This window comes from Agrobacterium sp. NPDC090283, assembly GCF_044769685.1.
In the GTDB taxonomy this organism is placed as follows: domain Bacteria; phylum Pseudomonadota; class Alphaproteobacteria; order Rhizobiales; family Rhizobiaceae; genus Agrobacterium.
In genome coordinates this window covers 43752-69715 of sequence record NZ_JBIVYG010000010.1, presented here as the reverse complement: position 1 = coordinate 69715, position 25964 = coordinate 43752, and the positions used below count along the sequence as shown (strand labels likewise).

At 54.4% G+C, this 25964-nt stretch carries 33 protein-coding genes; 12 read left to right on the top strand and 21 right to left on the bottom strand.

What is annotated here, in order from left to right:
• Window positions 1-322 precede the first annotated feature (322 nt).
• Entirely contained in the window at window positions 323-814 is a 492-nt protein-coding gene (locus ACIQUH_RS15865; protein WP_400816724.1) for a hypothetical protein, read from the bottom strand.
• Window positions 815-850: 36 nt separating this feature from the next.
• The gene (locus tag ACIQUH_RS15860; protein WP_400816722.1) at window positions 851-1612 is read right to left on the bottom strand and encodes a hypothetical protein; all 762 of its coding nucleotides are present in this window, start codon (window positions 1610-1612) and stop codon (window positions 851-853) included.
• Window positions 1613-2004: 392 nt separating this feature from the next.
• On the opposite strand from ACIQUH_RS15860, the gene ACIQUH_RS15855 reads away from it, so the two are divergent.
• From ACIQUH_RS15855 to ACIQUH_RS15835, 5 genes are all read left to right on the top strand, one after another.
• Window positions 2005-3378 carry an integrase gene (locus tag ACIQUH_RS15855; protein WP_400816720.1) on the top strand — a complete coding sequence of 458 codons (1374 nt, stop codon included), beginning with the start codon at window positions 2005-2007 and terminating at the stop codon, window positions 3376-3378.
• Window positions 3379-3455: 77 nt separating this feature from the next.
• The gene (locus ACIQUH_RS15850; protein WP_400816718.1) at window positions 3456-3851 is read left to right on the top strand and encodes a hypothetical protein; all 396 of its coding nucleotides are present in this window, start codon (window positions 3456-3458) and stop codon (window positions 3849-3851) included.
• A gap of 62 nt (window positions 3852-3913) precedes the next feature.
• Window positions 3914-4729, top strand: a complete 816-nt coding sequence (locus ACIQUH_RS15845) for a carbon-nitrogen hydrolase family protein (protein WP_400816716.1) — start codon at window positions 3914-3916, stop codon at window positions 4727-4729.
• Window positions 4722-5642: an LD-carboxypeptidase gene (locus tag ACIQUH_RS15840; RefSeq protein WP_400816714.1), complete on the top strand. Its 921-nt coding sequence runs from the start codon at window positions 4722-4724 to the stop codon at window positions 5640-5642. The genes ACIQUH_RS15845 and ACIQUH_RS15840 overlap by 8 nt, the downstream gene beginning before the upstream one ends.
• A 129-nt stretch (window positions 5643-5771) precedes the next feature.
• Complete coding sequence (locus ACIQUH_RS15835) at window positions 5772-6023, top strand: hypothetical protein (protein ID WP_400816712.1); 252 nt, start codon at window positions 5772-5774, stop codon at window positions 6021-6023.
• A 147-nt stretch (window positions 6024-6170) separates the two neighbouring features.
• Here the strand turns inward: ACIQUH_RS15835 and ACIQUH_RS15830 are convergent, their stop codons facing one another.
• The 4 genes from ACIQUH_RS15830 to ACIQUH_RS15815 form a co-directional block, all read right to left on the bottom strand.
• Window positions 6171-6440: an acyl carrier protein gene (locus ACIQUH_RS15830; protein ID WP_400816710.1), complete on the bottom strand. Its 270-nt coding sequence runs from the start codon at window positions 6438-6440 to the stop codon at window positions 6171-6173.
• A 380-nt stretch (window positions 6441-6820) separates the two neighbouring features.
• Window positions 6821-7180 carry a hypothetical protein gene (locus ACIQUH_RS15825; protein ID WP_400816708.1) on the bottom strand — a complete coding sequence of 120 codons (360 nt, stop codon included), beginning with the start codon at window positions 7178-7180 and terminating at the stop codon, window positions 6821-6823.
• Between the two features lie 39 nt (window positions 7181-7219).
• Entirely contained in the window at window positions 7220-7480 is a 261-nt protein-coding gene (locus tag ACIQUH_RS15820) for a hypothetical protein (protein WP_400816706.1), read from the bottom strand.
• 44 nt (window positions 7481-7524) lie between these two features.
• On the bottom strand, window positions 7525-7896 hold the full coding sequence (locus ACIQUH_RS15815; protein ID WP_400816704.1) for a hypothetical protein: 372 nt from the start codon (window positions 7894-7896) through the stop codon (window positions 7525-7527).
• A 499-nt stretch (window positions 7897-8395) separates the two neighbouring features.
• Here ACIQUH_RS15815 and ACIQUH_RS15810 point away from each other — a divergent pair, with 499 nt between their 5' ends.
• Complete coding sequence (locus tag ACIQUH_RS15810; RefSeq protein WP_400816702.1) at window positions 8396-8965, top strand: recombinase family protein; 570 nt, start codon at window positions 8396-8398, stop codon at window positions 8963-8965.
• Here ACIQUH_RS15810 and ACIQUH_RS15805 read toward each other — a convergent pair.
• The 6 genes from ACIQUH_RS15805 to ACIQUH_RS15780 form a co-directional block, all read right to left on the bottom strand.
• Window positions 8962-9378, bottom strand: coding sequence for a helix-turn-helix domain-containing protein (locus ACIQUH_RS15805; protein WP_400816700.1), 417 nt, complete (start codon window positions 9376-9378; stop codon window positions 8962-8964). The genes ACIQUH_RS15810 and ACIQUH_RS15805 overlap by 4 nt on opposite strands.
• 127 nt (window positions 9379-9505) lie before the next feature.
• Window positions 9506-9991, bottom strand: coding sequence for a hypothetical protein (locus tag ACIQUH_RS15800; RefSeq protein ID WP_400816698.1), 486 nt, complete (start codon window positions 9989-9991; stop codon window positions 9506-9508).
• Entirely contained in the window at window positions 9992-10468 is a 477-nt protein-coding gene (locus ACIQUH_RS15795) for a toll/interleukin-1 receptor domain-containing protein (protein ID WP_400816696.1), read from the bottom strand.
• Window positions 10465-11412 (bottom strand): caspase domain-containing protein, encoded by a 948-nt coding sequence (locus ACIQUH_RS15790; protein WP_400816694.1) that lies wholly within the window; start codon window positions 11410-11412, stop codon window positions 10465-10467. The genes ACIQUH_RS15795 and ACIQUH_RS15790 overlap by 4 nt, the downstream gene beginning before the upstream one ends.
• A gap of 7 nt (window positions 11413-11419) precedes the next feature.
• On the bottom strand, window positions 11420-11791 hold the full coding sequence (locus ACIQUH_RS15785; protein WP_400816692.1) for a TIR domain-containing protein: 372 nt from the start codon (window positions 11789-11791) through the stop codon (window positions 11420-11422).
• A gap of 160 nt (window positions 11792-11951) precedes the next feature.
• Entirely contained in the window at window positions 11952-12116 is a 165-nt protein-coding gene (locus ACIQUH_RS15780; protein ID WP_400816690.1) for a hypothetical protein, read from the bottom strand.
• Between the two features lie 195 nt (window positions 12117-12311).
• On the opposite strand from ACIQUH_RS15780, the gene ACIQUH_RS15775 reads away from it, so the two are divergent.
• On the top strand, window positions 12312-12521 hold the full coding sequence (locus ACIQUH_RS15775; RefSeq protein WP_400816688.1) for a hypothetical protein: 210 nt from the start codon (window positions 12312-12314) through the stop codon (window positions 12519-12521).
• Window positions 12522-12526: 5 nt separating this feature from the next.
• Entirely contained in the window at window positions 12527-13102 is a 576-nt protein-coding gene (locus ACIQUH_RS15770) for a Fic/DOC family protein (RefSeq protein ID WP_400816686.1), read from the top strand.
• A 12-nt stretch (window positions 13103-13114) separates the two neighbouring features.
• Here ACIQUH_RS15770 and ACIQUH_RS15765 read toward each other — a convergent pair whose 3' ends face one another.
• From ACIQUH_RS15765 to ACIQUH_RS15750, 4 genes are all read right to left on the bottom strand, one after another.
• Complete coding sequence (locus ACIQUH_RS15765) at window positions 13115-13450, bottom strand: hypothetical protein (RefSeq protein WP_400816684.1); 336 nt, start codon at window positions 13448-13450, stop codon at window positions 13115-13117.
• Window positions 13420-13614: a hypothetical protein gene (locus tag ACIQUH_RS15760; RefSeq protein WP_400816682.1), complete on the bottom strand. Its 195-nt coding sequence runs from the start codon at window positions 13612-13614 to the stop codon at window positions 13420-13422. Before ACIQUH_RS15760 ends, ACIQUH_RS15765 begins: the two co-directional genes overlap by 31 nt.
• Window positions 13615-13746: 132 nt before the next feature.
• A complete protein-coding gene (locus tag ACIQUH_RS15755) occupies window positions 13747-14427 on the bottom strand; it encodes a DNA methyltransferase (protein WP_400816680.1) in 681 nt (226 codons plus the stop codon).
• Complete coding sequence (locus tag ACIQUH_RS15750; protein ID WP_400816678.1) at window positions 14427-14633, bottom strand: hypothetical protein; 207 nt, start codon at window positions 14631-14633, stop codon at window positions 14427-14429. The genes ACIQUH_RS15755 and ACIQUH_RS15750 overlap by 1 nt, the downstream gene beginning before the upstream one ends.
• Before the next feature lie 1028 nt (window positions 14634-15661).
• Here ACIQUH_RS15750 and ACIQUH_RS15745 point away from each other — a divergent pair.
• A complete protein-coding gene (locus tag ACIQUH_RS15745) occupies window positions 15662-16537 on the top strand; it encodes a phage integrase N-terminal domain-containing protein (RefSeq protein WP_400816941.1) in 876 nt (291 codons plus the stop codon).
• Between the two features lie 23 nt (window positions 16538-16560).
• A complete protein-coding gene (locus ACIQUH_RS15740) occupies window positions 16561-16836 on the top strand; it encodes a hypothetical protein (protein WP_400816676.1) in 276 nt (91 codons plus the stop codon).
• A gap of 91 nt (window positions 16837-16927) precedes the next feature.
• Here the strand turns inward: ACIQUH_RS15740 and ACIQUH_RS15735 are convergent, their stop codons facing one another.
• The 5 genes from ACIQUH_RS15735 to ACIQUH_RS15715 all read right to left on the bottom strand — a co-directional run bounded on the left by ACIQUH_RS15735 (window position 16928) and on the right by ACIQUH_RS15715 (window position 23196).
• Entirely contained in the window at window positions 16928-17311 is a 384-nt protein-coding gene (locus ACIQUH_RS15735; protein ID WP_400816674.1) for a hypothetical protein, read from the bottom strand.
• 1 nt (window position 17312) lies between these two features.
• Window positions 17313-19811, bottom strand: a complete 2499-nt coding sequence (locus tag ACIQUH_RS15730; RefSeq protein WP_400816672.1) for a filamentous hemagglutinin N-terminal domain-containing protein — start codon at window positions 19809-19811, stop codon at window positions 17313-17315.
• An 84-nt stretch (window positions 19812-19895) separates the two neighbouring features.
• Window positions 19896-21575, bottom strand: coding sequence for a ShlB/FhaC/HecB family hemolysin secretion/activation protein (locus ACIQUH_RS15725; protein ID WP_400816670.1), 1680 nt, complete (start codon window positions 21573-21575; stop codon window positions 19896-19898).
• 192 nt (window positions 21576-21767) lie between these two features.
• On the bottom strand, window positions 21768-22226 hold the full coding sequence (locus ACIQUH_RS15720; RefSeq protein WP_400816668.1) for a hypothetical protein: 459 nt from the start codon (window positions 22224-22226) through the stop codon (window positions 21768-21770).
• 10 nt (window positions 22227-22236) lie between these two features.
• Entirely contained in the window at window positions 22237-23196 is a 960-nt protein-coding gene (locus ACIQUH_RS15715) for a toll/interleukin-1 receptor domain-containing protein (RefSeq protein WP_400816666.1), read from the bottom strand.
• A 126-nt stretch (window positions 23197-23322) separates the two neighbouring features.
• Between ACIQUH_RS15715 and ACIQUH_RS15710 the strand changes: the two genes are divergently transcribed.
• A complete protein-coding gene (locus tag ACIQUH_RS15710; protein ID WP_400816664.1) occupies window positions 23323-25011 on the top strand; it encodes a type IV secretory system conjugative DNA transfer family protein in 1689 nt (562 codons plus the stop codon).
• A gap of 1 nt (window position 25012) precedes the next feature.
• Window positions 25013-25927: a M48 family metalloprotease gene (locus ACIQUH_RS15705; protein ID WP_400816662.1), complete on the top strand. Its 915-nt coding sequence runs from the start codon at window positions 25013-25015 to the stop codon at window positions 25925-25927.
• The last annotated feature ends 37 nt before the right edge of the window (window positions 25928-25964 follow it).

The window sequence follows — 25964 nt, the reverse complement described above, 5'->3', positions numbered from 1 at the left end:
GTCCCTTGTCTTGATTGAAATGGACAGGGAAATAGGACCCCGTCCTGCTTCCCGGGGCCGCGTGAGCGGTGGGGCTGGAAGGGGACAACAGGGATTCGCGGGGAACCGGCTGCACGGAACGCAGTGGAGGAAGCTGGGCGGAAGACCTGTTTGGGGGAGAGAAGGGGCGAAGCACCTCGGCTCCCATCAAAAAGAGAAGCAGCTCGAAGTGCGAGGCGAATTACTTGGCTTGCGATAAATTAGAGATGTGGCTTCTAGCCGAGTTCGATTGCAAGTTTCCGCCGAAAGTCGGTATCTATGGATGCTTGCAATGGTTGTCCATCTAAGGGGTGGCCTTTTGGGCATTCAGCTCCGCACTCTTCATCATTGCCTTTTGAATTTTAGCGAGTTCGGTATCGCGTTGAGCGCTGAAGGTGATTTTGGATGCCGCCAACAACGCCAAGGGGTAGTTGGCTTGGTTTAGGCCGTGGTCAACAATTTGCACGAGTGCGGCATTGCGACTGGAGGAGTATGAAATAAGTTCGGCGCTGTGGACTAGATTCCAATCAGCGTCGTGAAGGTTTCTAATCTCCACTACCTCTTTTGACGGTCTGCTGGACATAAAACGCGGCAGCGCAGTCATCCCGTATATGAATATAAAATAGGTTATTAAAAGGCCGCATATAACAAAGATTGGCGTTAGTGCGCGGACAAAACTAGATACGGATTCATCCGATTTTGTTCCGTTTTGGCCTTTTGAAAGTATAGGGGGAATTAAGCCAAAAAGTGCGGCCACAACGGTAAGAAAGGCGGAAGCGAAGCCTAAATATTCCAATATTTCTACCTCTATTTTATTGTATTGATGTTGGGACTATGGCTGATGCGGCGTGGTTTGCTGATCCGGGACTTGTTTATTCTGATTATTCTTCTCGTCCGGTTTCCCGTTCATCATCTCCAATAGAGCAGCGCTATCCGGCGCTGCACCTGCGCCAATGCATCCGTTGTAGAAATCTGGCACTTTTATCGCTGAGCATCGATCGGAGTTAGCGCGCATCAATTCGAACAGTTTATCAGCATCCAGCGAGAGTCGCGTGACCATCAAGGCACCATCTGAATCACCGAACTGAAAGACGATATCGGTGTTAGGCGCATCTTTTTTCTGAATGATCAACTCAATCATGTCGACCGAATTTTGGTAAGATTCATCTTGGGTAAGCAGGGGAATGATATCAAACATCAAAAGGTTCGCGCCGGGTGTAATAACAGCCTGCTGATCATCACGAAGGCGGACTTTCGTTGCCCCTGCAAGATAATCGCTGCGCACATCTGCCCGAACAAAAACTCCTGAAGCATCTCCACGATTGTTGATCAGAACGCGCACTGTTGTTCCATCAAGCGTTATCATCGGATCGGCCATGTCAGATTTTGGCGTGTGCAATAGACTATAAAGGCTCGGTATCGCGATGGCCAAGACAGACACCAATGCGGTCAGAAGAGCGAGCACGGTATTCGAGATTGAAAAGAAACCGCGCCAATCTTGATGCGATTGGCAATGGGTGCATATCTTCGCTTTTTCTGGAATGGGTAAGCAGCATTGCTTACAATTTTTGGTCTGATCTTTAGTCTTTTCCATAGGCCCCTTGCATAAGATTTGTTACGTCAGACGGTCGCTCATACAACTCTCAGTCTACATAATTTTTACTCAGCTTTGCATCCGAGATATTCATGCCTACAAAATATTTTGGGTATTATATTTGACGCGGGAGGGAAAGCTTACCGTTACATGAAAGTTACATGGAATACGTGGGGAAGCGAGAGCGTGGTATAATATATTGAAAAATATGGTGCCGGCAGAGAGGATTGAACTCCCGACCTTCGGTTTACAAAGTGGTCTATCAATAATTCCGTAATATCGTAATTGTCATAAGCTAATGTAATTTAATCATTTTTTTATTTATTATTTCATCATTACTTCACTTCTCATGTAACATTTGCTATAAACCCGCTACATGGAAGTTACATGAAATGCCAAAAATTTATCTTACCGATTCCTTTGTTTTCGAAGCGCGGTGCCCTCCCGGAAAAGATCAGGAAATTTACTGGGATTACCCCGTTGCAGAGGATGGCTCCATCCATAACGGATCCGTGACGGGTTTAGGTTTACGGGTAACTGCCCTTGGAAACAAGACGTTCGTTCACGCGTACGTGTTTAATCATAAGCGGTATCGCAAAGCGCTCGGTTCAACCGTCGTTTTGAACGTCAAGTCTGCACGATTGGCTGTCGGTAATCGTCAACGCCAAGTTGATGCAGGCGAAAACCCTGACCTAGATGAAAATGATCCGCGTCGGATACACCTTATGACTGTTCGCGAGGCCATTGACCGGTATTGGGAAAGCCATGTTGCGAGCCTATCGCCTGCGTCCCAATATCCTTACGTTCGGTTCTTAGCGCGATGGCTACAGAAAAAACCAAAGGCTCCGACACACCGTGGTCGTAATAAGACCGCGCCTTATTCGGATTTCGGAAAGATGTTCAGTGATCGTCCTCTTTCCTCCATCCGGCCTTTGGATATTGAACGGTATCAGCGTCAATTCCTGACTGCACACAGCTATAATGGTGGGCTTGCTTGCGTTCTAGCCTTATTCAACTGGGCGATCCGCATGCAGTTGGTGGATATGCGCAATCCTTGCGATCCGATCCGCAAGAAAAAGATCATCCGTCGTCGTCGCGATTATTCCATGGAGCAAATCAGCCAGATTGCCGCGCATATCTTCTATCCGGTTTTCGAGGCGGTACCGGAGATCGAGAATCTGGACGGCTTCGCCAAACGCAACGCCGCGCTGGCGAAGGCTCACACGTTGACCGCCAACGATCAATTGGCCGAACTGTGCAACTACATGGGCATTCTGTTTCTGACGATGGCGCGGCCCAGCGATCTTGCCCACGCCGAGTTCAGCCATTTTAATCTGGAGACGCTGGTCTGGAACAAGCACAACACCAAGGGCATCAAGCTGTCGCGTTCGCTCTACGAGTACGCCTACCGTACCGTACCGATCCACAGCAAGGTGGCGGCCATGGTACAAGCCCAGCGGGATCGCTGGCCCGACAGCCGCCTCGTGTTTCCTTCCCATACCGATCCGTCGCAACCCCGCGACAACTTCCGCAAGGGACTGGCGCGGTTCAAAACGCTGCCGGGTGTGCCGGACCATTTCCAGCTCTACGATCTCAAGCGCATCGCGATCTCGCTGATGCTGACAGGGCAGGGAGTGTCCCGCGAAGCGGTGTCCCACTACGTCGATCATAAAGGCAACCTTGAGACCACCATGATCTACGATCTCGGGCTGGTCGATCCGCTGCGGCCGGTCACCCAACGGCTGGGTGAACTGGCCGGCATCTAGGGTCATTTTCACGCGCGCTGTACTCGACTGCGCTGACAATCGGCACCACTGTGCGAGCAAAGGAAAGGAGTGTGCCCATGGAACCGATGCAGGCGCTGGTGCTGACCGCCACACAACTGGACGATATGCTGAGAGAAGCCGCACGTCAGGGCGCAGCCCTCGCCGTCGCGGACCTGCGCAAGGAGATTCATCAGTCGCCGGACGATGTCACCTTGCAGCGACTGCGAACCTTCCTCCACGATCCGTCATCGATCCCGAACCCCGACAATTGCTGGGCGCACAGCGGGATTATTCGTCAGATCGAACTGACGCCACGCGGCAAGCCGAAGTCGTCCGCATGGTTCATGACATTCCAGCGGCAAACAGGCCTTGCCGGCTGCTACACTCGCCCCAGCCCTGCCTATGGCCGCCGCCGTGAATGGTCGTTCGCGGATATCCGGCTGGCGTGGGATTCTTACTACCACCGACGTTGATCACCATCTTCTCCAAGCCGCAGGATTTACCCTTGCTGTCCATAAACGGCGGGAGTTGTGCAATGCACCTGCTTTCAATTGACAAAAACGTGGCGAGACACGACCTTTCGCGGATGGAAAGAACCGTCCGTATTGCCGCAGTACAGTCCCCGGAATTCCTGGGTAATATCGAAGCTGCCATGTCTTATGCTGCGGACGTTTTGGCCCAAGCTGTGCAAGCCGGCGTACAGCTCCTGTGCTTCCCCGAATGCTATTTGCAAGGATATTTATTGGATGAAGAGATGGCACGTACTGTGGCGCTCGATCTGTCATCCGCAGATTTCGCAGCCGTTTTGAATCAATTTCCTCAATCAGACACGATTATCGTCATGGGCATGATCGAGCGTCACGCCGGGGCACTGTATAACTCCGCAATCGTTGTTCAAAACAGGTCGGTCATTGGCCGATACCGCAAAGCACACCTTCTCCGAAAAGAGAGCTTCTTTGAAGCGGGAACGGAGGCGACCGTTGTGTCAGTCAACTGTTTCCGATTTGGTGTGAACATCTGTTGTGACACCCGCTACCCTACCGCAGCCCAAAAAATTGCGGACCTTGGCGGTTCGCTCATTGTGTGCCCTGCCAACAATATGCTGCCGAGATCAAGAGCCATGGAGTACAAAGATGTCCATAACTCTGCCAGAGGGGAACGATGCAGGGAAAGCGGCCTCTGGCTCATGTCTTCTGACGTAACAGGGGAACGAGATGATTGCGTTGGCTGGGGACCAACGGCTGTTCTTAATCCGGCCGGGCAAGTCGTTGCACAGCTTCCGCTCGAACAACTGGGTCTTTTGATTTACGATATGCCTGTCCACCAAGCTCGATTGACTCGCCATGGATGATACCGCACGCGTAAAACAGACGTTGCAAAAGCTCAAGGCGGGCGACACGGTTTGCCTCGTATCGCCTGCAAGCACGCCGGAGAAAACCAGTGTGGAAGCGTGCAAAGGCTTCCTTGAGAGCTTGGGATTGCAGGTCGTCGTGGGTCGCAATGCCCTCGACAAATACGGTTATCTGGCGGGGCGGGATGAAGATCGTCTTGCCGATATCAACGAGGCTATTCGTAATCCTGAAATTCGCGCCATCATAGCAACGCGGGGTGGAAAGGGCGCATATCGGATTGCTGATCAACTGGATTTCGCCAGTCTGCGAGACGATCCGAAGCTCCTGATTGGATTTAGCGAGATTACGATTCTCCATCTCGCCATATGGCAACAATGCGCAATTCCGGGGGTGCATGGCGCGGCCTGGCTCCCCGATCCAGCCAATCCGGCATCCTCCCAGTCTTTTCAAAACGTACTTTTCGGCAGCGAGCCGGTTGTGCTTCATTCGAACGAGAGTGAGCTGACATCCGCCTTGACGACAACCGAACAATGCAGAGGAACCTTGCTTGGCGGCAACCTCGACATGATTGCGACCGCTGCTGGCTGGACGCTACCCTCCTTGGATGGAGCGATTGTGCTGATTGAGGACGTTGAAAAAGGCCTCGGCCATATAGACCGTAATCTCACGCGTCTCGTTAAGTCAGGGTGCCTGAACGGCATTAAAGGTATTGCTGTCGGCCAATTTACAGGTTTCACGCCGTCAAAAGGGGTGACTGTTGTTGATGTACTACGAGATCGATTAGCTCCTCTAGGTGTACCGATACTGGGCGGCTTGCCGATCGGGCATGGTCGAAATCCGGTTGCCATACCTGTGGGGACAGAGGCGTTCTTGGACGCAGACAACCAGACTCTTACCATTAGCGCCGTTTGAGATAGTCGCGGTTCTCTCGATACCGATAAAAAGATGCGGTTGAGGTGGCGTACTGACACTGTCAAATTTGACGGTTACCTGTCTGTGTCAAATTTATATTCTTCTGCTTGTTGGAAGAAGGAAACAGCCATGACCGAAGATCAGGTGGCGGAATTCGTGGATGCCGTTATTGCAACAGGGTGCCCGATATGTGCCGTGGGACACGAGCTTTATGTGTTCGCGGAAATTGACCTTCCGCCTGAAGATATCGACCGCGTGTCGGCTGAGGTTCACGAAATCTGCACGGCCTACGGTGAGCGTGACCATTTGCGACGGGAGATCGCAACCTATTTGCGTTCTCTCGGACGCTACGTGGAATGTGAAGTCAGCACGGTGCATTAAGCAACCTGAATGTAGTCGAGGCCCCCGACAATCACACCACTCATTGTGGGCGGCGGTCATGCTTGTTAAAAGGGGCTTAGATCACCCGTTTCCTGCATGGTCGGGCGATCCGGACATCCGGTCGTGTGGCGGCACACCGGGTGTCCGTTACCTCACATCAGCAGCATGGGCTTCGACAAAACGCACCAGCGCCGCCGGGGTGCTAATGTTGTCCGGTTCGAAGTGCGTATCATCCAGCGCGATGTCGAACCGCTCGCTCAGGAAGGTCATCAGTTCAAGGAAGCCAAGCGAGTCGATGATGCCGCCTTCAAGCAGAGGCGTTTCGTCGGTGATCGGACCTGCCGCTGGAAATCGTTGCACGAGATATGCGTGAACGATCGGCGCAACTGCACCGTCATGATCGTCTAAAAGTGTCATATTGCCCCCGCAATAAAGTTATGCCGCTAGAAACACCCTTACAGCTTGAGCGTCAATACTGTGCCAGCGTCTGCGTGCTCAAATATCACCGCTGCTTTGCGAAACGCTAAAAACGAGAGCGCCGGAGCGCGTAATTTCGCCCCGGCACTCTCCATCACGCATCGTGTTTCAGGGGACGCGTGATGTATGTCCTTGGTTTTGACCTCTGCCAGTTTCGCGGCCGACAGGTCGCCGGACTTGTGCAGCTCGACAGCGGCTTGCAGTTCAGAGAGATTTACCCGCGTGCGGTGTACTGCCTTATAGGGTCACGACCATGCCGATGAACCCGAACAGCGCGAGGGGATCTCCCATAATTCCCCTAGATATAGAGGGGCCGTGCGTCACACTTTCTTGAAGCTGACGTCTGCGAAATCGCAATCCTTAAAGGTCAGCACGTCGCCGGAAACCTTGTAGCCGCAACTCCACGCTGTTCCATGCTGGGTATCCCCGTCAGCCGGTCCAAATTCCACAATGCCTTTAAACCCTTCTGGCGGCGCATCAGGCATAATCCGCCACTTTCCCACCAAAGGCGGACGGTTCGCTCCTGTGAACGTCAGCTTGCCCCCGGATTCGAAAGTCACGCTTATTTCCGTGTTGGTGGCAGGGGGCTTGGCTTTCCATGATCCGGCGAGTTCACTGCCCTTCTCGGAGCAGCCAGTCAGTGCGAGCGTGGCCAGCGCCATTGCAAAATAAAACTTCATTACGAGGTCCCCTCAAAAAACGTGGTTTGAAACGGTCGATTAGTCCGTGCCGATCTTCTTCCAGCCGAACCAACCCTTTTCAACACGCACGAACGCGCCGAGCGCGTTGGTGTTGTCGTCACGATACCAGCACAGGTAGCCCGGCTTGCCGTCCCGCGTTTGCGAGCAATCCAGCGAGTAGATGTTGCGTAGGCCCGCAGCGGATTCCACATCCGCCCGCATCGGTCGTTCATCGGCAGCGTGGGCAAGGGTGGCGCTCGCCATAAGGGCAAGCCCAATGGTGTAGAGGTTGGTTCTCATCGAAGATCTTCTTTAAATGTTGGAGAGGTAACGGGGGGGCAAGGTCAGCGGATAAGTCCCGGCACACCCAAAACGTTCTCGGCGTAGCGTCCGAGGGTGTCCCGCACGGAGTTGCAGCGTTCCGAAATGCTTCCCTTTTCAACCGGATTGGGTATCCGTATCAGCGGAGGAAAGCCGCCGTTGGCCTGCGTTCTCAACTGGTGAAGGCGGCGAGTGACGTTCCACAACGCTTCCTCATTGAATTGGAAGCGATACATGCCTGGCGTGGTACGCAGGGTGCAATTTGCCGCCGCAAAATCCAGATCATCCATGAAGGCGTCAAAGCCTTCGGGCAATTCAGCGGCGGTGGCAGAGGTCAGGGAAACGATCGCCATTGCGGCGGCCGCCACAGCAGGGCGGCGAAACAGAATCGGCATAGCAGTCTCCAAGAGAGGGTGGGTCAGACAGATTTGCGGGATTTGCGAAGAACGGTGATGGCGAGTACCACAAGGCACCCGACGATCAGCCCCAAGCCGCGCGTGATGAGGATGGGTAGACCTCATGCGTGTAGGGGGCGGAGCTGGTGATAACGCGCAGGAGGTTGCCGCCAATGATGGCGGGAGCAAGCACTGGAAAAACTGGTTTCATACGAGGATCCCCTATGCCCTACCAGATTGGGCACTACCGAATCTGTGTATCAAAAATCACGATTTTAGACGGAGGCTCGCCCCTTAAATGCCCCAGTATTAACTGCGTGGAGTGACAACGAAAATCGAAATATATTCAGTATTGATTAAGTTTAAATTGCGCCACAAATTGTGAATAACGCCTACTTGCAAAAGTCGTGACTTTTGACGGGTAGTAAATATCAAGCATCCCTTAAGCAACCTTTTGAATGTCCATGGTCTTCAAGGGATTTAATCCGGAGACCTCACTATGACCCAGATTCATCCGCCCTTGCGTTTTATTGGCTACGCTCGTGTCAGCACTGAAGCCCAAGACCTTGCTTACCAGATCGACCGACTGACGAAGGCGGGGTGCACCGAGATTTTCCATGAAAAGCGGAGCGGAAAGAACCGGGACAACAGGCCGGAACTGGCGCGGTTGCTCGCCAGCCTTCAGCCGGGTGACGTGATGCTGGCGACCGCAACCGACAGGGTGGCGCGTGATCCGCTTGATCTCGTCACCATCCTCAAAACGGTGAAGGACGCGGGCGCGGGGCTGCGGCTGCTGGATGAGCCATTTATCGACACCACGTCTGAAATGGCGGATTTAATCGCGTTTTTGGTAGGATGGGCCGCCCGCTGGCAGCGGCGGCGGATACTGGAAAATACCACGCAGGGCAGGGAGGCGGCACGGCAACGCGGCGTGAAGTTCGGCAGGCCGTGCAAGCTGGGGCCACTGGAGCGCAAAATTATTGCAGAGCGGCGGGCTAATGGCGAGACGTTTGGACGTATTGCGCGAGCTTTTGGTGTGAGTGAGAGCACCATACACCGGGCTGTTTAGGAGTCATGTTGGCGCTCATCACCATCGGTAGCTGCGGCCTTCACCATTTGGATGATGCGCTGGCGTACTTTCGGATCGGCAATTTTTACGAATTCACGGTTAAGCTGAAATCCTTCAGGAGACGACAAAAAGGTTTGAAAGTCGTTGGGTGATGAAGTGCGGCTGGTATCGTTGTCTGGCGCACCTTCAAAGAAAAACGAAACGTGCACATCCAAAATAGCGGCAATGTTCTGGAGACGACTGGCACCAACACGATTGGTGCCACGTTCGTATTTTTGGATTTGCTGGAAGGTGATGCCGAGATTCTTACCGAGTCGCTCCTGGCTCATCCCGATGAGGGTCCGGCGTAACCTGATGCGACTCCCGACATGGATATCAATAGGATTGGGACGGTTTCTATCGGTCGTTGACATCAGTCCCGTTCCTTTCTGTGCAAGTCAAATTTGTACGGGTATGGATCAAGCCTTGGCGATCTGCAAGACAGCGGCTTTCCGCATGATCGTATCAGCAACGATCAGTATAGAGAATTTTGTGGTGACCTTAAGAGGGAAAGCTGTCACGGCGTTCGCGAAGGATAGGATTCAACCATATAATATCTTTATCGAGATTGTCAGCCACATCGACAATGTCGGCAGTCCCCCCTTTCCCGACAGAAGGTTTTCCATCCCAAATAAAAACCATCAATTCACTGAGCTCGCAAATCTTCTTTCCGGCCTCAAAGAATAGGGTCTCATCATCGCCTTGTTTATTAATGTGAGTGCGATGGGAAGCCTTTGCGAGCAGTTCCCTGTAGTCTTGCAAGTCGGATGCTGAAAAGCACCGCTCGTAGTCGGAAAAGGGAAGAACAGCCACTAACGGAACATCGAGCGCAATTGCTTCTGTTGCGAAAACTTGATCGGAGCCAACCGCTAACGATGAGAACGCGGTTGACGCGTTCTTTTCGATGAGAATGTGTCGAATGGAGGTTCGGACCCAACCCCAGTCGATGCCGGCGCGTTTCTGGTGGCCGCTGACTCCGATCTTCATTTACTGGCCCAGGCTCTTGCGAAGGGTTGAGTAAAAGTCTTGGTTGGATGCCATCCGTGCCGTGCTTTCGTTGAGCGTCGCGCGCTTTTCCCCAAAAGAGCGTACACCGGTCTTTGATGCATGAGCGTAGTGATCGACGTCAGTGAGGCTGCGCAAGTAAGGCCATTTTTTGAGATATTCCGGTGGCGAGGTGTTTCCACCGGAATATGTAGCAAGGGGATAGTCTTTCTCGGTTGCCACGCCGATTTCCCACGGCACCCACCACGACAATTGAGTTCGCTCCGAAACGACCGCAAGTAGCTGGGTACATTTCCCCAACTCGGTTTGAATGTGCTTTGCTAAATCTTCGCCTCTACGAACGCTGGGGTCGATAATATCCAGATAGCTATCGATGCCGTGGTGGATTTTCAGGCGTTGAGATATCTGGAGGGCCAAAGAGGAGTCGGCCGACTGGTGGGATAGAAAAACTTTAATCAAATGAGGCCCCGATGTACGAGTTGACGATAGTGTTCACCAAGCGCGGTCAATCGTACGGAGCGACTTTCCATTGCAGCGTGATACATGTGCGGTGCTCCAACCGGAACGAGGAGATTGACGCGGTTAAACTTTTGCAGGATTGCGAAGACAGCAGTTTTCTCGGAGTCTGGTGTCTCGCTTTCAGGTTCATAGTCGGGGCTAAGGGGGAATTCATATCCTGCTGTCGGAAAGAACTCGCTGATCTGGCGCAAATCACTCAATTCCAGCGGAGGTTTCACCGATCGCAGCGAGACAAACGTTTTCACGTTGGTTTTGAAAACAGGTCGTTGCGCCCAAGGACCCAGCGATTGGTCCACATGCGCATACACGCCGCCGGGAGTGACTTCCCCGACCAGATTAGCCGCCGCACCGCCCAAGGCATCAACCAGGAGGCTCGTGAAAACGCCTGAGCCGTTCTCTTCCGAAGCATACTGGTCCGCGGTTGACGCAGTTAGGATGGTCATTCCGTCGGACAGTTCGGATAGGGCTGTCTGCCCAGGATCCTGAGCGATACCCCCGCCGTGGCAACTGTCCAAGATGATGATCTTGTTTCGGACTTTGGATTTATTGGCGAACGTCATAATATCCGACAGTGCGATACCGTCGTCGCCGGTCTTCGTGTCAGTAGCGCATAAATAGCCACCGGTTGACTCGATGTAGCCGTGGCCAGCGAAGTAGAGAAGGGCGACTTGATCATCCCCCTCAAAAAGCTCTCGGAAGGCGTCCCGAAGCGTCGAACGGTTGACCTGGTCACTGGCGCTGGTCAACAGTTTGACGCCGAAATTCACCGACCCATCGGCGTTTCGGTCAAGCATAGCCTTGATGGCATGGGCATCGTTAACGCATCCGTGCAATCCAGAAATGTGATCGTAAGCATCAATTCCAACAACAAGTGCCTTACGCATAAAAACCTCACAGCCTGTCGATGAAATTTTTGATGTTGTCCCACGTCCATGTCACTGTATTGACCGTGGTCAGCGCAGTTCGGTCATCGCTGTACGCCCATATAGCCAGAATGGGTTTTTCTTCTTCTTTGGCGCACTGGATTTCCCATTTTTGTCCGGACGACTGAAGGGAGTTTTTACTCACTAGCACAATCAGGCCGTGAGAACGACGGATGCGTGTCCTGACCTTCTCCTTCCAATCGCTTTCATAAGCCTCTTTCACCGACATATCTATGTATTCAAACGGTGATCTTGTAGAAAGAGATTGCCCTTTCAAGAAGTCGCGGCATCGCTCATCCTCTATGGCGAACGCTACGAAAATAACCTTTCTATCTGCCAAAATATTCTCCAATTTTATATTCGCATTATAAGGCTGCGAGAGTTTATGGGCAACAAATCTCGAAAATAGTGCAAATACGTTGCTCGTATTCTCGCCATAACCCTGTTGAAATGCTCCATAGGGTGGAAAAGGCCGCAGTAGCCTGCGGCCTTTTCTAGACTTACTTTTTCTCGAAGTGATGATTGTTTAGCGAAGGTGGAAAACGCTCACCCTTGTCCACCCTCTTGTCATAGGATGCTCCGGCATAGCTGTTGTCCGTATCGCGATACTGACCGTAGTTACCCGTTTCAGGGCAAATTTGCCCCGACCAATGCTTACTCGCCATTCGCACCTCCTCGTGCTACCCGTGATTGGGTGCCGCTAATTTAGAAATCGCGATTTCTACTTTCAATTGGATTTTATGAAAATACACGGGTTATTTGTTATACTTTGGTCGCATCCTGATTGCGCTCGTGACGAACGTTTGGGCGACGTGCTATAAGGGTGTAGGTGAGGTCCGTCAGCAGTGATAAGGTAACGTATGGCAAAAGATATAAAGATAATCCGCAGCGGGTCCTCAGGGCAGATGTTGACGCAGCCTATTGGCGTCAAAAAGGCGACGAAGTTTGCCGAAGTCGAAGGCATGAAAAAGAGCCTTGCTGCGAGCGCGTTATCTCAACGCGCGGTCTCCAGCGGGTTGAAGGGTGATGCGTACCGCAAGGAAATCGCGAAAGCCTTTAAAAAGGCCTGACGGCGATGCGATATAATGCCGTTGATGATCCACTGTGCTATCCCGGCACCCACGTGTTGCGTAACAAAGCGGATATCGAAGACCAAGCTGAACTTGATGAATTCGAGCAACTGATGTTCGATTCCCGCGCGGAAGAAGAGCTTCCCGGCGGAAACCTCGATTTCGCACACTATTGTTCGCTTCACCGTCATTTCTTTCAGGATGTTTATGAATGGGCCGGCGAGCCCAGGGCCATCCGTACGGGCAAGGGCGAGAACTGGTTCTGTTATCCCGAATACATCGTGCCGGAGGCGACCAAGCTATTTGCTAAACTTGCGGACCGAAACTCTCTGGCTGAAGCGAATGATGCTGCGGAATTTGCAAAGGAAGCGGCATGGTTCCTTGCTGAATTGAACGCGATTCATACCTTCAGGGAAGGTAATGGGCGTATTCAGCTTGTATTTTTGACACTCCTCACGCGCCATGCGGGATTCAACTTGAATGAGGATCTTTTGCGACCAGAACATTTTCTGAACGCCATGATTGGCAGTTTCAGCGGCAATCTCCAGCCTCTCGCTGAGGAAATCCAGCGTGTACTGTGATGGTTGTGAATTTCAAAGATAGGTTTTACGCGAGAATTCCTGTTTCGCGGCATTCCAGTTATGCTTCAAAACTTTTCGTTGCTGGCGGACATAGCCCATATCGACTGCAACGCCAACCCGCGCGAGACGTGAGCTCAAGTCCGCTTCCATATCATATTCAGCGAAAGAGCTCGCCGTATCACCATCAGGGTTGACCATGAGGAGCATTTCAACGGCGACCGTCCGCGCTTCGGCCTGAAGGCGACGTCGCCGGATGGAGCGAGGCAGTTTTCCGGGATGCATCAGGCGAGTAAGTTCAACCAATATACGGTCCAGTTTTACCGCAAGCGGGCGGTACTTATCGGCCATCCCAGCCGTGCCTCTGCAATGCGTTGACGCCCCGCCCTTTGAAGCTGGAACCATGCAAAAAAGCTGGCCCCGACTGCGGTAAGCATGACTAATGCGATCCCGACAAGGCCAAACAAACCATCGTAGTCTTTTGAAGATGAAGCAATTTCAGCGATATAGAGCATGACGTATCCCTTTGGCGATCAGCCGTAAAACGAAAGACTCTATTTCTTGTTGTGTGCCGGTCTCTGCGTCTATTTTGAGTGTATGGGGACACCGGACCTTGGCAGGTTCGACGTGCAAAAAAAACTATGTCGTCAATTAAATAGACGCATGCGCGCGGCCTTTACATGATTCCGATCAAGTTCAATGCCGAGATAGCGTCGTGCGCAGGCTTGGGCAGCGACCAGCGTTGAGCCGGACCCGCAGAACGGGTCCAGCACCAGCCCGCCCTGCGGGCAGTACGTGCGGATCAACGGCTCCAGCACCTCGACCGGTTTTTGGGTTGGATGCAGCTTGTTGCCGGTATAGACCCAACCGGAGACGTCCGACAGCGGCGTAGCCGGGAGTTGCGGGCGGCCTTTGGCCAGCACGTAGGCGCATTCGTGACGGGCTTCGAACAAGCCCTTGCGGGATGCATAGTCCTTGCAGAACACGATGTGCCCGACGCGCCGGAATCCGGCGGCGGCCCACGCCGCCAGGAATGTTTCGGTCGCGGTCCAGCCGTAGAAGCTGATGCACAGCGTATCAGGCTTCATCAGGCGGTAGATTTCGCGGAAAGCGGGCTCCAGCCAATCACCATGGATATCGTTGGCAATGGTGCGGCCCTGCCGGTCACGGTAGTTGCAGAGGTATGGTGGATCGGTCAACACGAAGTCCACGCTTTCGGCGGGCAGTCCGGCCATGACGGGAATGCAATCACCATGGATGACCGCATTTTCGGGAACGGCCATCTCGAAGACGAGATGGCCATTACGGGCGGAGTAGGCGGGGCGCATTACTTGCGCCCCTTGCCGGTACGTTCTTCAGCGGCCTTGACGCTGCGGACGACGACGCGGCCGTCGAGCGGGATCGCGTTGAGGGTCATGTTGAACCCTTTGCCGTCGGCATGCTGCCACGCGGCTCCGATCTTGGTCCAGAAGGCGTTGGTGCCTTCGTCGTCCACCACGAAGACGTGATGGGTAGGAATGGTGGGTGTGTTCATGTCGGGATCTCCCGTTGGTTACTCCGGTCACGCCCTTCGCGACCGGTCGGGGTGCCCCAAGTCACGGGAGAGGGACGGGGCGCAAGGAGGCTCCGGCCGAGGCTCCCTTTGGGATACGGCTGGATGCCTTGCGGCGCGGTCCGCAGGGACTAACCACGACCTCTGCCGGTCGCGGGCGTGACGGTGACGACGGACACCCACGCACACGCCACATCGAAACCACTTCACCGACGAGATGACGCCGAAGGCTCCGCATCGGGCCTCCGTCGCCCGCGCTCCCGCGTGAGCGGAGCAGGGGCGGGACGTGCCGTGAGAAGGGTCGGCAGATGGCCCCCGCCCGCCCTGTCGTATCCGGCGTTCCGCCAGTCTGTGCTCGGGAGACCGCTCGCGGCGGCACACGACTTGCGGGTTGGCGGAGACAGGGCAGGGTGCCATCGTCCTGCTGACCCTTCTTGCGGCATGATCACGACACGCGGAGCGAGAACGCGGGATAGGTCGGATGTCGCACATCCGACCGTGCGGGCGACGGCGGTCCGTCACTCCCTTATTCATTAGGGAGTGACGGACCGCTGCCAAACCCAGAGCCGCAGCCGCTTGCACGCAAAGGATGCCACATGACATCGCAATGACGCGCGTGCCAACGCTCCGCCTCGCTGGTCATTTTCAGCGCAGGACGCTGGAAATTACGAACCGGCGGCGTTCATTATCTCGCCAGATCATGCCTAACGCTGATCCATCTCACCGACCGTTTTCCCAGCCAAAGGAGGGCTACCATGCCTGCTTCATATATTCGCGCGCCGCCGCAGCGGCATCCGTTCCCGACACCTGTTCCTCATACGAACGGGTGCCGGTGCCCAACAGGGCACACCACACAGGCCAGCCTCTCGGCTGGCTCGGGCGGCTTTTACCACGAAAGGACCACTGACTGACGCATTCCGGCGCTCGCCGCGAATGACCTTCGCGGGGTGACCTGATCCAAGGACAGGCCATCAGCCATCAACACTCACCGCTCAACGGAAGAGAACATGATGGACAACCTGACTATGGACCTCGTACGCCTAACGCAACGTAACAAAGATGGCTCGTTCGGCACGCAGACCAACCGCAAGCGCGGCCTCACCGCAATGGCCAACGATCTGAGCGATCTTGGCTATAAACTGCCGTCCGCAGGCTCGCTCAAACCCAAACATATCGACGCGCTGGTGGAAAAATGGCTCGATGCCGATACCACCGACGCCAGCATCCGCAACCGACTGACCTGGCTGCGCTGGTGGGCCGAAAAGGTCAACAAGCCCAACGTGGTCAACCGCGACAATGCCTACTATGGCGTGGCCGAACGCGGCGAGGTGACTCGTAACCGCGCGCAAACCCTCGATCCCGCCAAGTTCAAGGCGATCGAATGCCCGTACATCCAAGCTTCTCTGCTGCTGCAAGCGGCCTTCGGCCTACGCCGCGAGGAGGCGATGAAATTTCAGCCGCAGGCTGCGATACGCGGTGACCACATTACGCTACAAGCAAGCTGGACCAAAGGCGGTAGGGCGCGCACGGTGCCGATCACGACGCTGGAACAACGCCACGTCCTCCAGCACGTCATGAAACTGGTGCCCGGTCGCGGTTCCCTGATCCCTGCCGAACTCAGCTATGTCGAACATCTCAAGCGGTTCGAGTACCAGACACTCAAGGTCAACCTGCGCAATACGCACGGGTTCCGGCACGCCTATGCCCAGAACCGCTACAAGGTTCTGACTGGGCAAGCCTGCCCGCTCAACTGCGGCAAGGACTGGGCCACCATGACGCAACAAGAACGCGAGGCCGATCGCGCTGCACGGCGACAGATTTCCGCCGAACTCGGTCATGGCCGCCTCAAGATCACCGACATCTATCTGGGGAGCGCGTTCCAGTGAAAAGGTCAGACGGCAATCGCCTTATGGCCATGAACCGCCGCGCCCACTACGCCAAGACGCTGTTCAATCCCGCCACCATCGCCACGGCTATTGATGCCGTGGCGTTTGAGGGGCATCGGCAGTATCGCGTGGTGCAGGAGTTGCCGTTCGACTTGTCGGAAACGGAGGCTGCGCGTATATTGCAGGAGTGGCTGGAGGGGGAGAAGTTCACCTATACGTGGCGACCGCGATTCCTTGAACAGGACGCGTTTAGGCCGTCGATTGCGACGGAGCATCCAGAGTTGGTGATTTCGTGGTAGTGGAAGCTTTTTGCCGCAAAACCTGATTTTGCAGAGGTACAGCGATGACCCAATATGGTTCACTAGCGTCTGTTTTTATTTAAAAAGATTCTTACTTTTCGTAATTTTCTCGGCAAATTCTGTCGTTAAGGCACTGTTTTTTCATCCAAACATTCTGGCTCTCTAAAAATTTTGCAAACCGCAAAAGCGCGCGCTCTCTTTCAATGGGATTGTTAAACCCTTTGTCTTCTATAACTGTGTTGCAAGTTCGAACAGCGACCGCACCAATACCAAACGCTCCGCCCATTTTCGCAATATTATTATCTACTGAGCTATTCGCGGATGATCGCCCACTCGCGTCTCTAATTCCGTTAATATAAACTTTTGCATAGCAAGCCGTGTAAACGTCGTCCGTTGCTGAATCTGCTGCTTCCAGCGGCAATGCAATTAAAGAACATGCACAAACCAATATGCATAATTTATGCATGCAGAACATATCAATATCTCCCCTGACGATGCATTTCGGCCACAAAATCGGAACCATACATATTCAAATTTGCATATATCGTATTATCGTTGCGGATTTCCTGACCTTTGAGCTTCCCATAGTTTCCGGACACATACTCATCAGTAAGAACCGCTTGGGCTATTGGGTTTGTGGACATATTCGATGAACTAGATATTATCCGTGCAGCATCACGCTCAGCGCGTTCAGCTGTGATTCTGCTTCGATCTTCTTGCGCGTCTCTATTGAAATTGTGGACGGTTGCACCGATGGATCCAATTGCTCCCGCTTTATCTACGACTTGGACCGCTTTTCCATAGTTGGAATCACCTTTATTTGCGACATCATCGAAATACGACGCCAGATAATTTGCTAGAGAACTTGTGGCATCTCGCAGTTTTTCTAACAGCGAAAGAGTGTAATCACTGTTATCTGAGGCGGACGGATTTTCTGACGGAGGTTGGGTAGGAGTTTCTGGCTGTGTTGTCGGCATCTCAGGCCCGGTGGGGCGTTCGGGTCCGGCAATAGGATTTTCAGGATAGACCGGGGGCTGTGGTTCCACAACAGGTGGTTCTGGATCGGTTGGTCTTGTCGGCGGCGTAATGGTCTGGTCAAACCGAAGACTCACTACAACAAATACATGGTCGCGGAACTCCTGCGAATTCACGGCATACTGGTTGGCTACTGTGATGCGTGTCCCTGTATCGGAACAGACCCCGTAATTTGCGCAGAAAACGTAATTGGCTGCCGTAGCATCACTATCTGGCACGACCTCGACCCGTATGGGGTCGGAAATGCTGCCGACCTGTAGTGCGTCAAGCGAGATGTAACCTGTATTCCCTACAATCTTTCCGTTGGCGGAGGCGGTGATACGCTGGGCAGGCGCAACGGTCGAGCCGATCCGGAACTGTCCGGTGGATGCGCTGAAATCCACCACTGCATTCAAATGCACGCTCAGTTCAAATCCCGTGCCCTGAATAATCCAGAGATTGGTATTTCCGGCGGGAGCGATAATGTCGCTGTCGATGGAGACCAGCCCGCGTTTATCGGACGTGCCGGAACTCATAAACAACGTGACCATACCATTGGTCCGCATGATGCTTTCGATGGTTGCGGCGGAAATGTACGATGTTGAACTTGGATTGTAGAATTGCGGCATTAGCCAGCGATCAACGGTCGAGTTGTTGTCGGTGTATCCCAGGTCGGACGCCCCGATAATCAGATTGTGTGGGTCAAGCAGAAGCTGCCCACCCACGCCCGTATTAACGTTTCCAGCGAACGACAGGCTGTTGGGGCTGGACACTTCCACGAACCCGCCAGTGCCGCCATGGACGCCGCCTGTATTGATAACGCTTCCTGTGAACAGGTTCGCCTGATTACCCCAAAGAATAACCTTCCCGCCATTTCCTTTCGATATAGCCGATGCGTTTAATGTGGTGGCGCTGTCCAGATAGACGTAATCGGATGTCGGGATAAGGTAATCCTCGTAGGCGATCGGAGCGTCCGCGATACGCTCACCACCTTTATAGTCGCCGCCGACCAGTATCTTACCGCCACCTACGCCACCGCTCGCGTCAATTGTCGCCTTACTCAGAAGTGCAGCTTCACCCGTAATTTGAACGGTGCCGCCTTTTTCAGACGCTTTTTTGCCAGCGGCACTGACCTTGCCGGACACGCGCACCACCTGCTTGGGAGAACCGGCTGCCTTGGTGCCAGCCGTTGCGGCCCCGAGGATAATCTTGCCGCCCGTGGAGGCGACCGTATTAGCCTCGATCACGCCGCTGGTGTTGATCACGCTATCAACCACCTTACGGGCTGTTGCTGCGGTCAAAGCAACGCGCCCGCCATCCGCTTTCAGCTTACCCTTGTTTTCGACAAGGCTGGACAGAGTTTGCCCGGTTTTCACATCCTTGACGTCTTCGGCAATTTCGTCGCTGACGGCGAAGTTGATGAGTTCGTCGCCGCGTAAATCGAGAGAAAACTGGTTCCCAACCGCCGACATGCCGATGGAGCCATAATTGGCGGTGATGACACCGTCGTTGCGCACACCGGGAGCAACAAGGGCGGCGAATCCGCCGTCACGAACAGTAATCAAACCTTCATTCACCACCGATGCCCGCGCATCGGTCGTTAATGAGAAGCGATCACGTCCGGCCATAAAATCAGTATCGGTAATGTCGTGGGTCGTCGCAAGTAGGCTGCCCGTATTTACCGTAGCGGATGGCCCAAAAAGCACACCATCGGGGTTGATGAGGTAGACCGTGCCGTTGGATTCCAGTGTGCCATAAATACGGGAGGCCGCTTGACTGCCGGTGATGCGATTGAGAATGACACTGCTCTCGGACGGTTGGACGAAACGGGTGCGCTCACCGTTTTCAATATCGAAACTTCTCCATTCGATTGCGGCGCGATCCGTGTGCTGTGTCACGGTTAAATCGTTTGTACCCGCGCCCTGAATGGTCGCTTGTCCCTGCACGACGTTGCCGTCCAAGGGATTTGCCCAGAGCGGTTGACCGGTCAGTGGTACAAGGGCCGTACTTGCTAAGCAAAGTCGCCAAAAACGCATTCTATCCCCCTAGAAACGGGTGTTTACCGCAAGAAAAAAGCGCCAGTCCTTGTCGCTCCGGCCGTGGAGCGGCTTGGCCGCGCTGACATCCATGTTGAGGTGATTTTGCCAACCTGTCCGAAAGCCAATGCCCGCGGACGATCCGTCAGCGCTTCTGTCCTCTCCTGCGGCTGGGTCGATCCGGTGAACGGAGCCGAAATCAACGAATTGGTAGAGTTGAGCCTGCGAAATATCCGGAGCCAATTCTGGCAGGTCGTAGCGAAGTTCCGCGAGCGCGGTGAAGCACCGATCGCCTGTCAACTCCGAAGGATCAAAGGCCCTTCCGGCGAAACGCCCGCCGTAGCTGCATTCTTCCGCGGCCAGGAGGGGATTAAAAGAATAGCTGCCCTTGACGGCACCAAAGATGCTAAAACCTGATCCCAATCCTTGCAGACGGCTCAGATACAGGCTGACAGACGTGAAGTCTGGTTTGCCCTTGTCGCGGGAGGCGTAGGGATTGTCGGCATGGGTGGCCCCTAAGCCGCTGATGCCTTGCGACAACGTGAGGCGGGCTTGATTGATCCCGTTATATTCGTCGGCGTTTTCATAGTCGGCTTTGAGGCGGAAACCACGGATGCGATCCCGGCTAATCAGAAGATTGTCGGTTTCGCCGTGTGAATCTTCAAGGAAGAAGCTTCCGGACAGAATGAGGTTTGCGTCACGCGAGCGGAGAAGCGGATAGGAGAGTCCGGTTTCAAAACTGAAGCTTTCGCCGCCATATCCCAGTTGACGCAACTCGTAAATTCCCGGATCGCCCTTGCTGTAACTGATCGAACTGAACGAGGTCAGACCTTCGGCGTTCAAAAGAACACTGACGTTACCGGCAACGTATTGCAGCTCCTCGGTATCGAAGGAGCCCGCATAAACAAGCCCCATACGCTCTTGCAGTCCGAGTGCATTATTAGCTTCCACCGACGTCAAATACTGCCAAGGGCCACGGCCCTTGGTGCCCCGGTTGTCTATCTGTACGCTCCATGCGAACGGTTTACGGTCCAGTTCAACCTTGAGGGTGGTCGCACCTGAATTGGCCTTGGACGCTTCGAAGCGGGAACGAACCGTCAAGCCCGGCAGGTCGTTCGCAAGCAGCAGGTAGCGCTCAATGGTCTTTATGTTTGCCGGACGAGCGGCCGTTATTTTTGCTGTATAGGCTGCAAAGAGACTCGGATAACGCCCCGCTAGATCTTCCGGCCATTCGACGTGATCAACGTAACCTTCAATGACCTGAAGTGTGATCACTGCGCCATTTGGATCGAGAGCTTGCGGAGGGATGATTGCGCGCGAGAACACGTAACCATCGCCACCGTACTTGCCGGTGAGTCTGCTGGCTACGTCGTAGACCTCTTGAAGTGAAATACGCTTGCCGGTCAGACCAGATGTGAAGGCTGCCAGTTGCTGTGCGGAGTAGACCGTTGAGCCTTCGACATTAATTCGCGTGACAACAAGAGAAACAGCGGAGGCTCCTTCGGGAGCCGTTGCGCCTTCTAATTGAATGGTTGGTGTAGGAGGCCGCGACAGCGGCCTCTCCGGTTGACGGAACTGTTCTGCTTCCCGTCCCGGCGCGACAGTTGACGGAATCGACTGTGCGAGGGAGATGTTGAAACTTAAGAGTAATACGGCAAGCGAAATATAAATCGTTCTATTCAATAGCATAAATAAACCCCGAAGCCATGTGTAGTAACAACGGGTTCGAGGTCGGAGTCAACCTTCCATTGCAAATCTATATTTTAAAAAGAAAAATGTGCCGATTACGCAACTCTGATCAGGATTTTTTTGCATGATTCTGTTATCGGTAGACTTCGGCGAAGGGGCCTGCGATAGCAACGCGATCACCTCTTGCACCCTCTATTGTTGTGTTTTCCAGAGAACGCGCTTTTCGACACCTTCACCAATGACGATTTGCCAATGCTGGAAGCCCGCCCGGCGGTCGTCGGTTGGCGGCAGTTCTTCGTGTAGAGTGATTGCCCTTTCGCTTACCTGTGAACGGTCACGTTTTACACGGAGGAGTAGGCGTGTGTCAGATCGGATCATTGTACCTGGTGCACCGGCTATATGATCGGCCGCGAAAACGCTGGTTTCGTCAACCTCCACTCGTACATCTGGAATGATTAGTCCGGCCCAGTTGCCCGAAGGATCACCCTCAATACACTCAAATGCATACTGTTCAGACAAGATGGCTCCGGCGAGAATACCATCAATATGTCCCACTAACATGGGAAATTCTGATGCGCTGCGAGGTAAGATGAGGCTCGAAGGTGTGGCGGTCGCAAAGCTTCCAACTGTAAACTCTTGAGGCGCTAGCATGGGAATCTCCTCAATATGAGCTGTTTTGAAGACGGCCGATAAGGATGCCCCAGAGGAGTTCGGCAGCACCCTCCTGGGACAGCTTCTGCTCACGACTTCCTCCGAACGAGGCCATCCCCATACTTTTCAGATAAAGCGTCTGGTCGTCCGACTCGACGCTGAGTGACTCATTCGTACTGTTGCTAGCCGTGGTTTCTCCCTCCACGTAGCAAATACCCCGACCCCATACATCCCCGCCGATATAAACGGTTCCGCGTGCCACATCCTTGCCATCGCGATAGATGGTGGCAAAAAAGCGATTGGCATCAATCCTACGGAAAACGCCTTCATACCCTCGATTCCGTTCTCCTAGTTCCGATAATGAGTTTTCGAAGAAGCGCGCGATATACTCAAACGTATCGAGCTTAAACTGGTCTTTTTCCCTTTGGGTAAAGGTTTTGGTGAGGCGCATGTTGCTGGAACGCAGACCAGTGCGGTCTATATCCGCTGGACGCTGGGGTGACTGCGAACGAACCTCTGTCACAGGATTTGACATAAATCGCGCGCTTGCCTCGCGCACGGCCTTGGCGACTTGCAGCATGGCCTCGTCAATATCGGTCCACTGGGTAATAGGCTTCCCATCACGAGGAACAGCATTGAGTTTTCCAAAGGGTGCCGAATGCCAGTCACAGGCGCGGAGGATGACAGGAATGACGATGGCTTCGTTGCGTTCGTGACGCTCCATCGCGCGCTGCATTTCAATGTCGTAGCAGTAGTCCGACGCAATGAAATCAGCGCTCACCAGCAAGAGGATGATGTCGTCTGTATTGATATGGTCGTCAATACTTGCGTGAATGTCCTGACCCGCGCCAATACGGCGGTCATGCCATGTCTCGATCACGCCCTGCCGCTTGAGCATGGCAAGCTGTTTTTCGAGTTGGTCACGTAAAGCTTCATCGATGTGCGAATAAGAAAAGAAAACGCTTGGCATCTCACCCCCGGCTTCATACCGCTACTATGTAGTCTGTTGCCGTTTTCTTGCAAGATTGCGACGCGAATTTCGATTGATTTTCACTTTCTGATTGATATTCTCGATTTCTAGGCTGGGGGCAGTCACATGAGCAAGTTTGATCCCTTCGGTGATCTGGAGCGCAGCTTCAGCCTCGCCGCCAAATGGGGAAAATGGGGTTTTAAAGCCGGACGCAATCTCAAAGCTCGTTTCGCACGACACGAGGTTGAGGAGCGTTACGGCCCTGAGGTGGCTGACGCCGTAGAAGCCGACATTCGCGTGGGCCGCGACCCCGGCCCACGGCTGGAGCGGGCCGAACGCGACCGCATTGCCCGCGAGGAACGCGAACGCCAGCTTGCCGACCCGCCACCTCTCTATGGTTCCGCCCGCTGGCCCACGTCCGCCGACCTCAAATCCCACCTGCGCGATCGCGCTGCCTTCAATGATCCCCGCTCGATCCTGCTCGGCAGCTTCACTGACGACAACCAAGCGAGCCCTTCTGGATTCGTGCACTGGGATGGCGACGGCCACCTGCTAACCATCGCGCCAACCCGCTCCGGCAAAGCGCTCACCACGATCATTCCCAACCTGCTGCGTTACCAGGGCAGTTGCGTGGTGCTCGACCCGAAAGGCGAACTGTTCGAGGCGACCTCGAAATGGCGCAGCACGCTCGGGCCGGTATACCGGATTGCGCCGCTCGATAACGGGTCCGGCAAGCCCGTGCACCGCTTCGACCCGCTAAGCCGTATCAAAAGACAGTCTGATGCCCGTGCCATAGCGCAGATGATGTTTCCGCGAGACCCCCACGCCTCATCGTTCTTTATGGACGACGCGGTGGGGATCATGACGGGGTTCATCATGCACGTCCGCGACAATGCGCCGCCTCATCGGCGGACGCTCGCGACGGTCAGCGATCTCGCCGTATTGAAGGGAGAGAGTTTGCTGGCTTGGGCGGAGAGGATGGCGCGGCATCCATCCTCCGCAGACGCCGGACGTGCGCTGCTTGCCAAGAATGCAGAACGCGGTCTCAAGGTTCTGGAAGAAACGCTGGCCAGCAAGCTCCATGAGTGGCGGGATATCGATATCCGGAATAGCGTCGATGGTAACGATGTAAGCTTTGAAAGCCTCAAGGACCATACCGCGACGGTCTATATCGAAATCCCCTTCCATATGATGCAGACGTTTTCCGGTTACCTGCGGGTCGTTCTCAAGGCTGCGCTTGATGCCATGCTGGCCAACCCGCGCGTTCCCGACATTCCGGTGCTGTTCGTGCTGGACGAATTCCTCAACATCGGCCCGTTCCCTGAATTCCGCGATGCTATCCGCACCCATGCGGGGGCAGGGGTACGCCTATGGTTTTTCTTGCAAGATATCTATTCCATTGAGCAACACTATCCCGGCAACAGTTGGCGTCCGTTCCTCAATTGCGCGGTCAAGCAATTCTTTGGCATTAATGACAACGAGACCGCCAAGATGGTGGGTGACTATCTTGGCCATAAAACCCACGCCATCCGAACCACCAGCTCCAGCACCAACGTGTCCTCGCATCTGAGCGGTCAGATGGGCGACGGCTCAACCAACAGCGGGTTTTCAATGACCGAGGGCATCCAATTTCTGGGGCGGCCGCTGATGACGCATGACGAGATCAAGGAACTGCTTGGCGGCTGGCAGGGCGAAGGCTGGCGCTACGGTATCACCGACATTGCAGGGCTGCGCCCGTTCAAGACGCAGCTCGTGGTTCACGAGAAAAGCGAAAATTGCAGGCAACGTATCGGCATGATGACCAAGGGGGAATGAGATGACAGAGCAGACACCTCTCAAGCATAGCACGTTTCCGACCTGGCTCGGGCTCGTCGCCGGCAGTTGGGCGGGTCTCGTATGGGGCAGCCTGATTTCCGCGCCGCTCGGTATCGGGCTGGGCGTGGCGGCAGGTAGTGCCTTTGGTGGTTTTCTTGCCGTGCCGCTGTGGGGCACGGTCTGGGGATTGGTGGGACTGGGCCGCCAGCGTGAGAACGCGCTTAAGGATCACGGCATTACCCTTCTGAACGAAGACGATCCGCTGGCCCAACGCGTCTACATTCTCGCCGCACGTCTCGGCCTAAGCGCCCGCCCGTGGGTCGGCACCATGCCGCACAACAACGCCTACGCTATTGGCTCCAATGCGGACAACGCCATGGTGGTGGTCGGCCAGCCGCTACTCGATACTCTGAGCGTAGCGGAAGTGGATGCGATCATCGGCCACGAACTTGGCCACATCGCCAACAACGACATGCGCCGCATGGGGCTGGCACGCTCGTTCCAGAACTCGCTCGTCTGGTATCTCGGCTTCTCCGAGACGATGCAACGTTGGGGCCGCTGGTTCCTTACATGGGTGTCGGAACTGTATGTGCTTAGCCTGTCGCGCAAGCGCGAATACTGGGCCGATGCGTTCGGCGCGGCGCTGACCAGCAAGGAACACATGATCGCGGCGCTGGACAAGCTGCATAATGGGCCGGACTTGAGTGATTTTGAGCGCAAGGAAGCCCGGTTGATGTTCCGGGGGATTGCCGCTGGCTCGCTGTTCTCCACGCATCCGACATTGGAAGAGCGGCTGGCGGCACTGGAGGCGGAGACGTTTCTGCATCAGATTCCTTTGCTCAACGCCGAGGGGACGCTGAGTGCAGCATCTCGTGTTTTGCCGAAGGTGGAAGATATCGCTTATGCCCACGATTGAGCGTCAAGAATATGCGAGGCCGTATCAATTTCCGCTC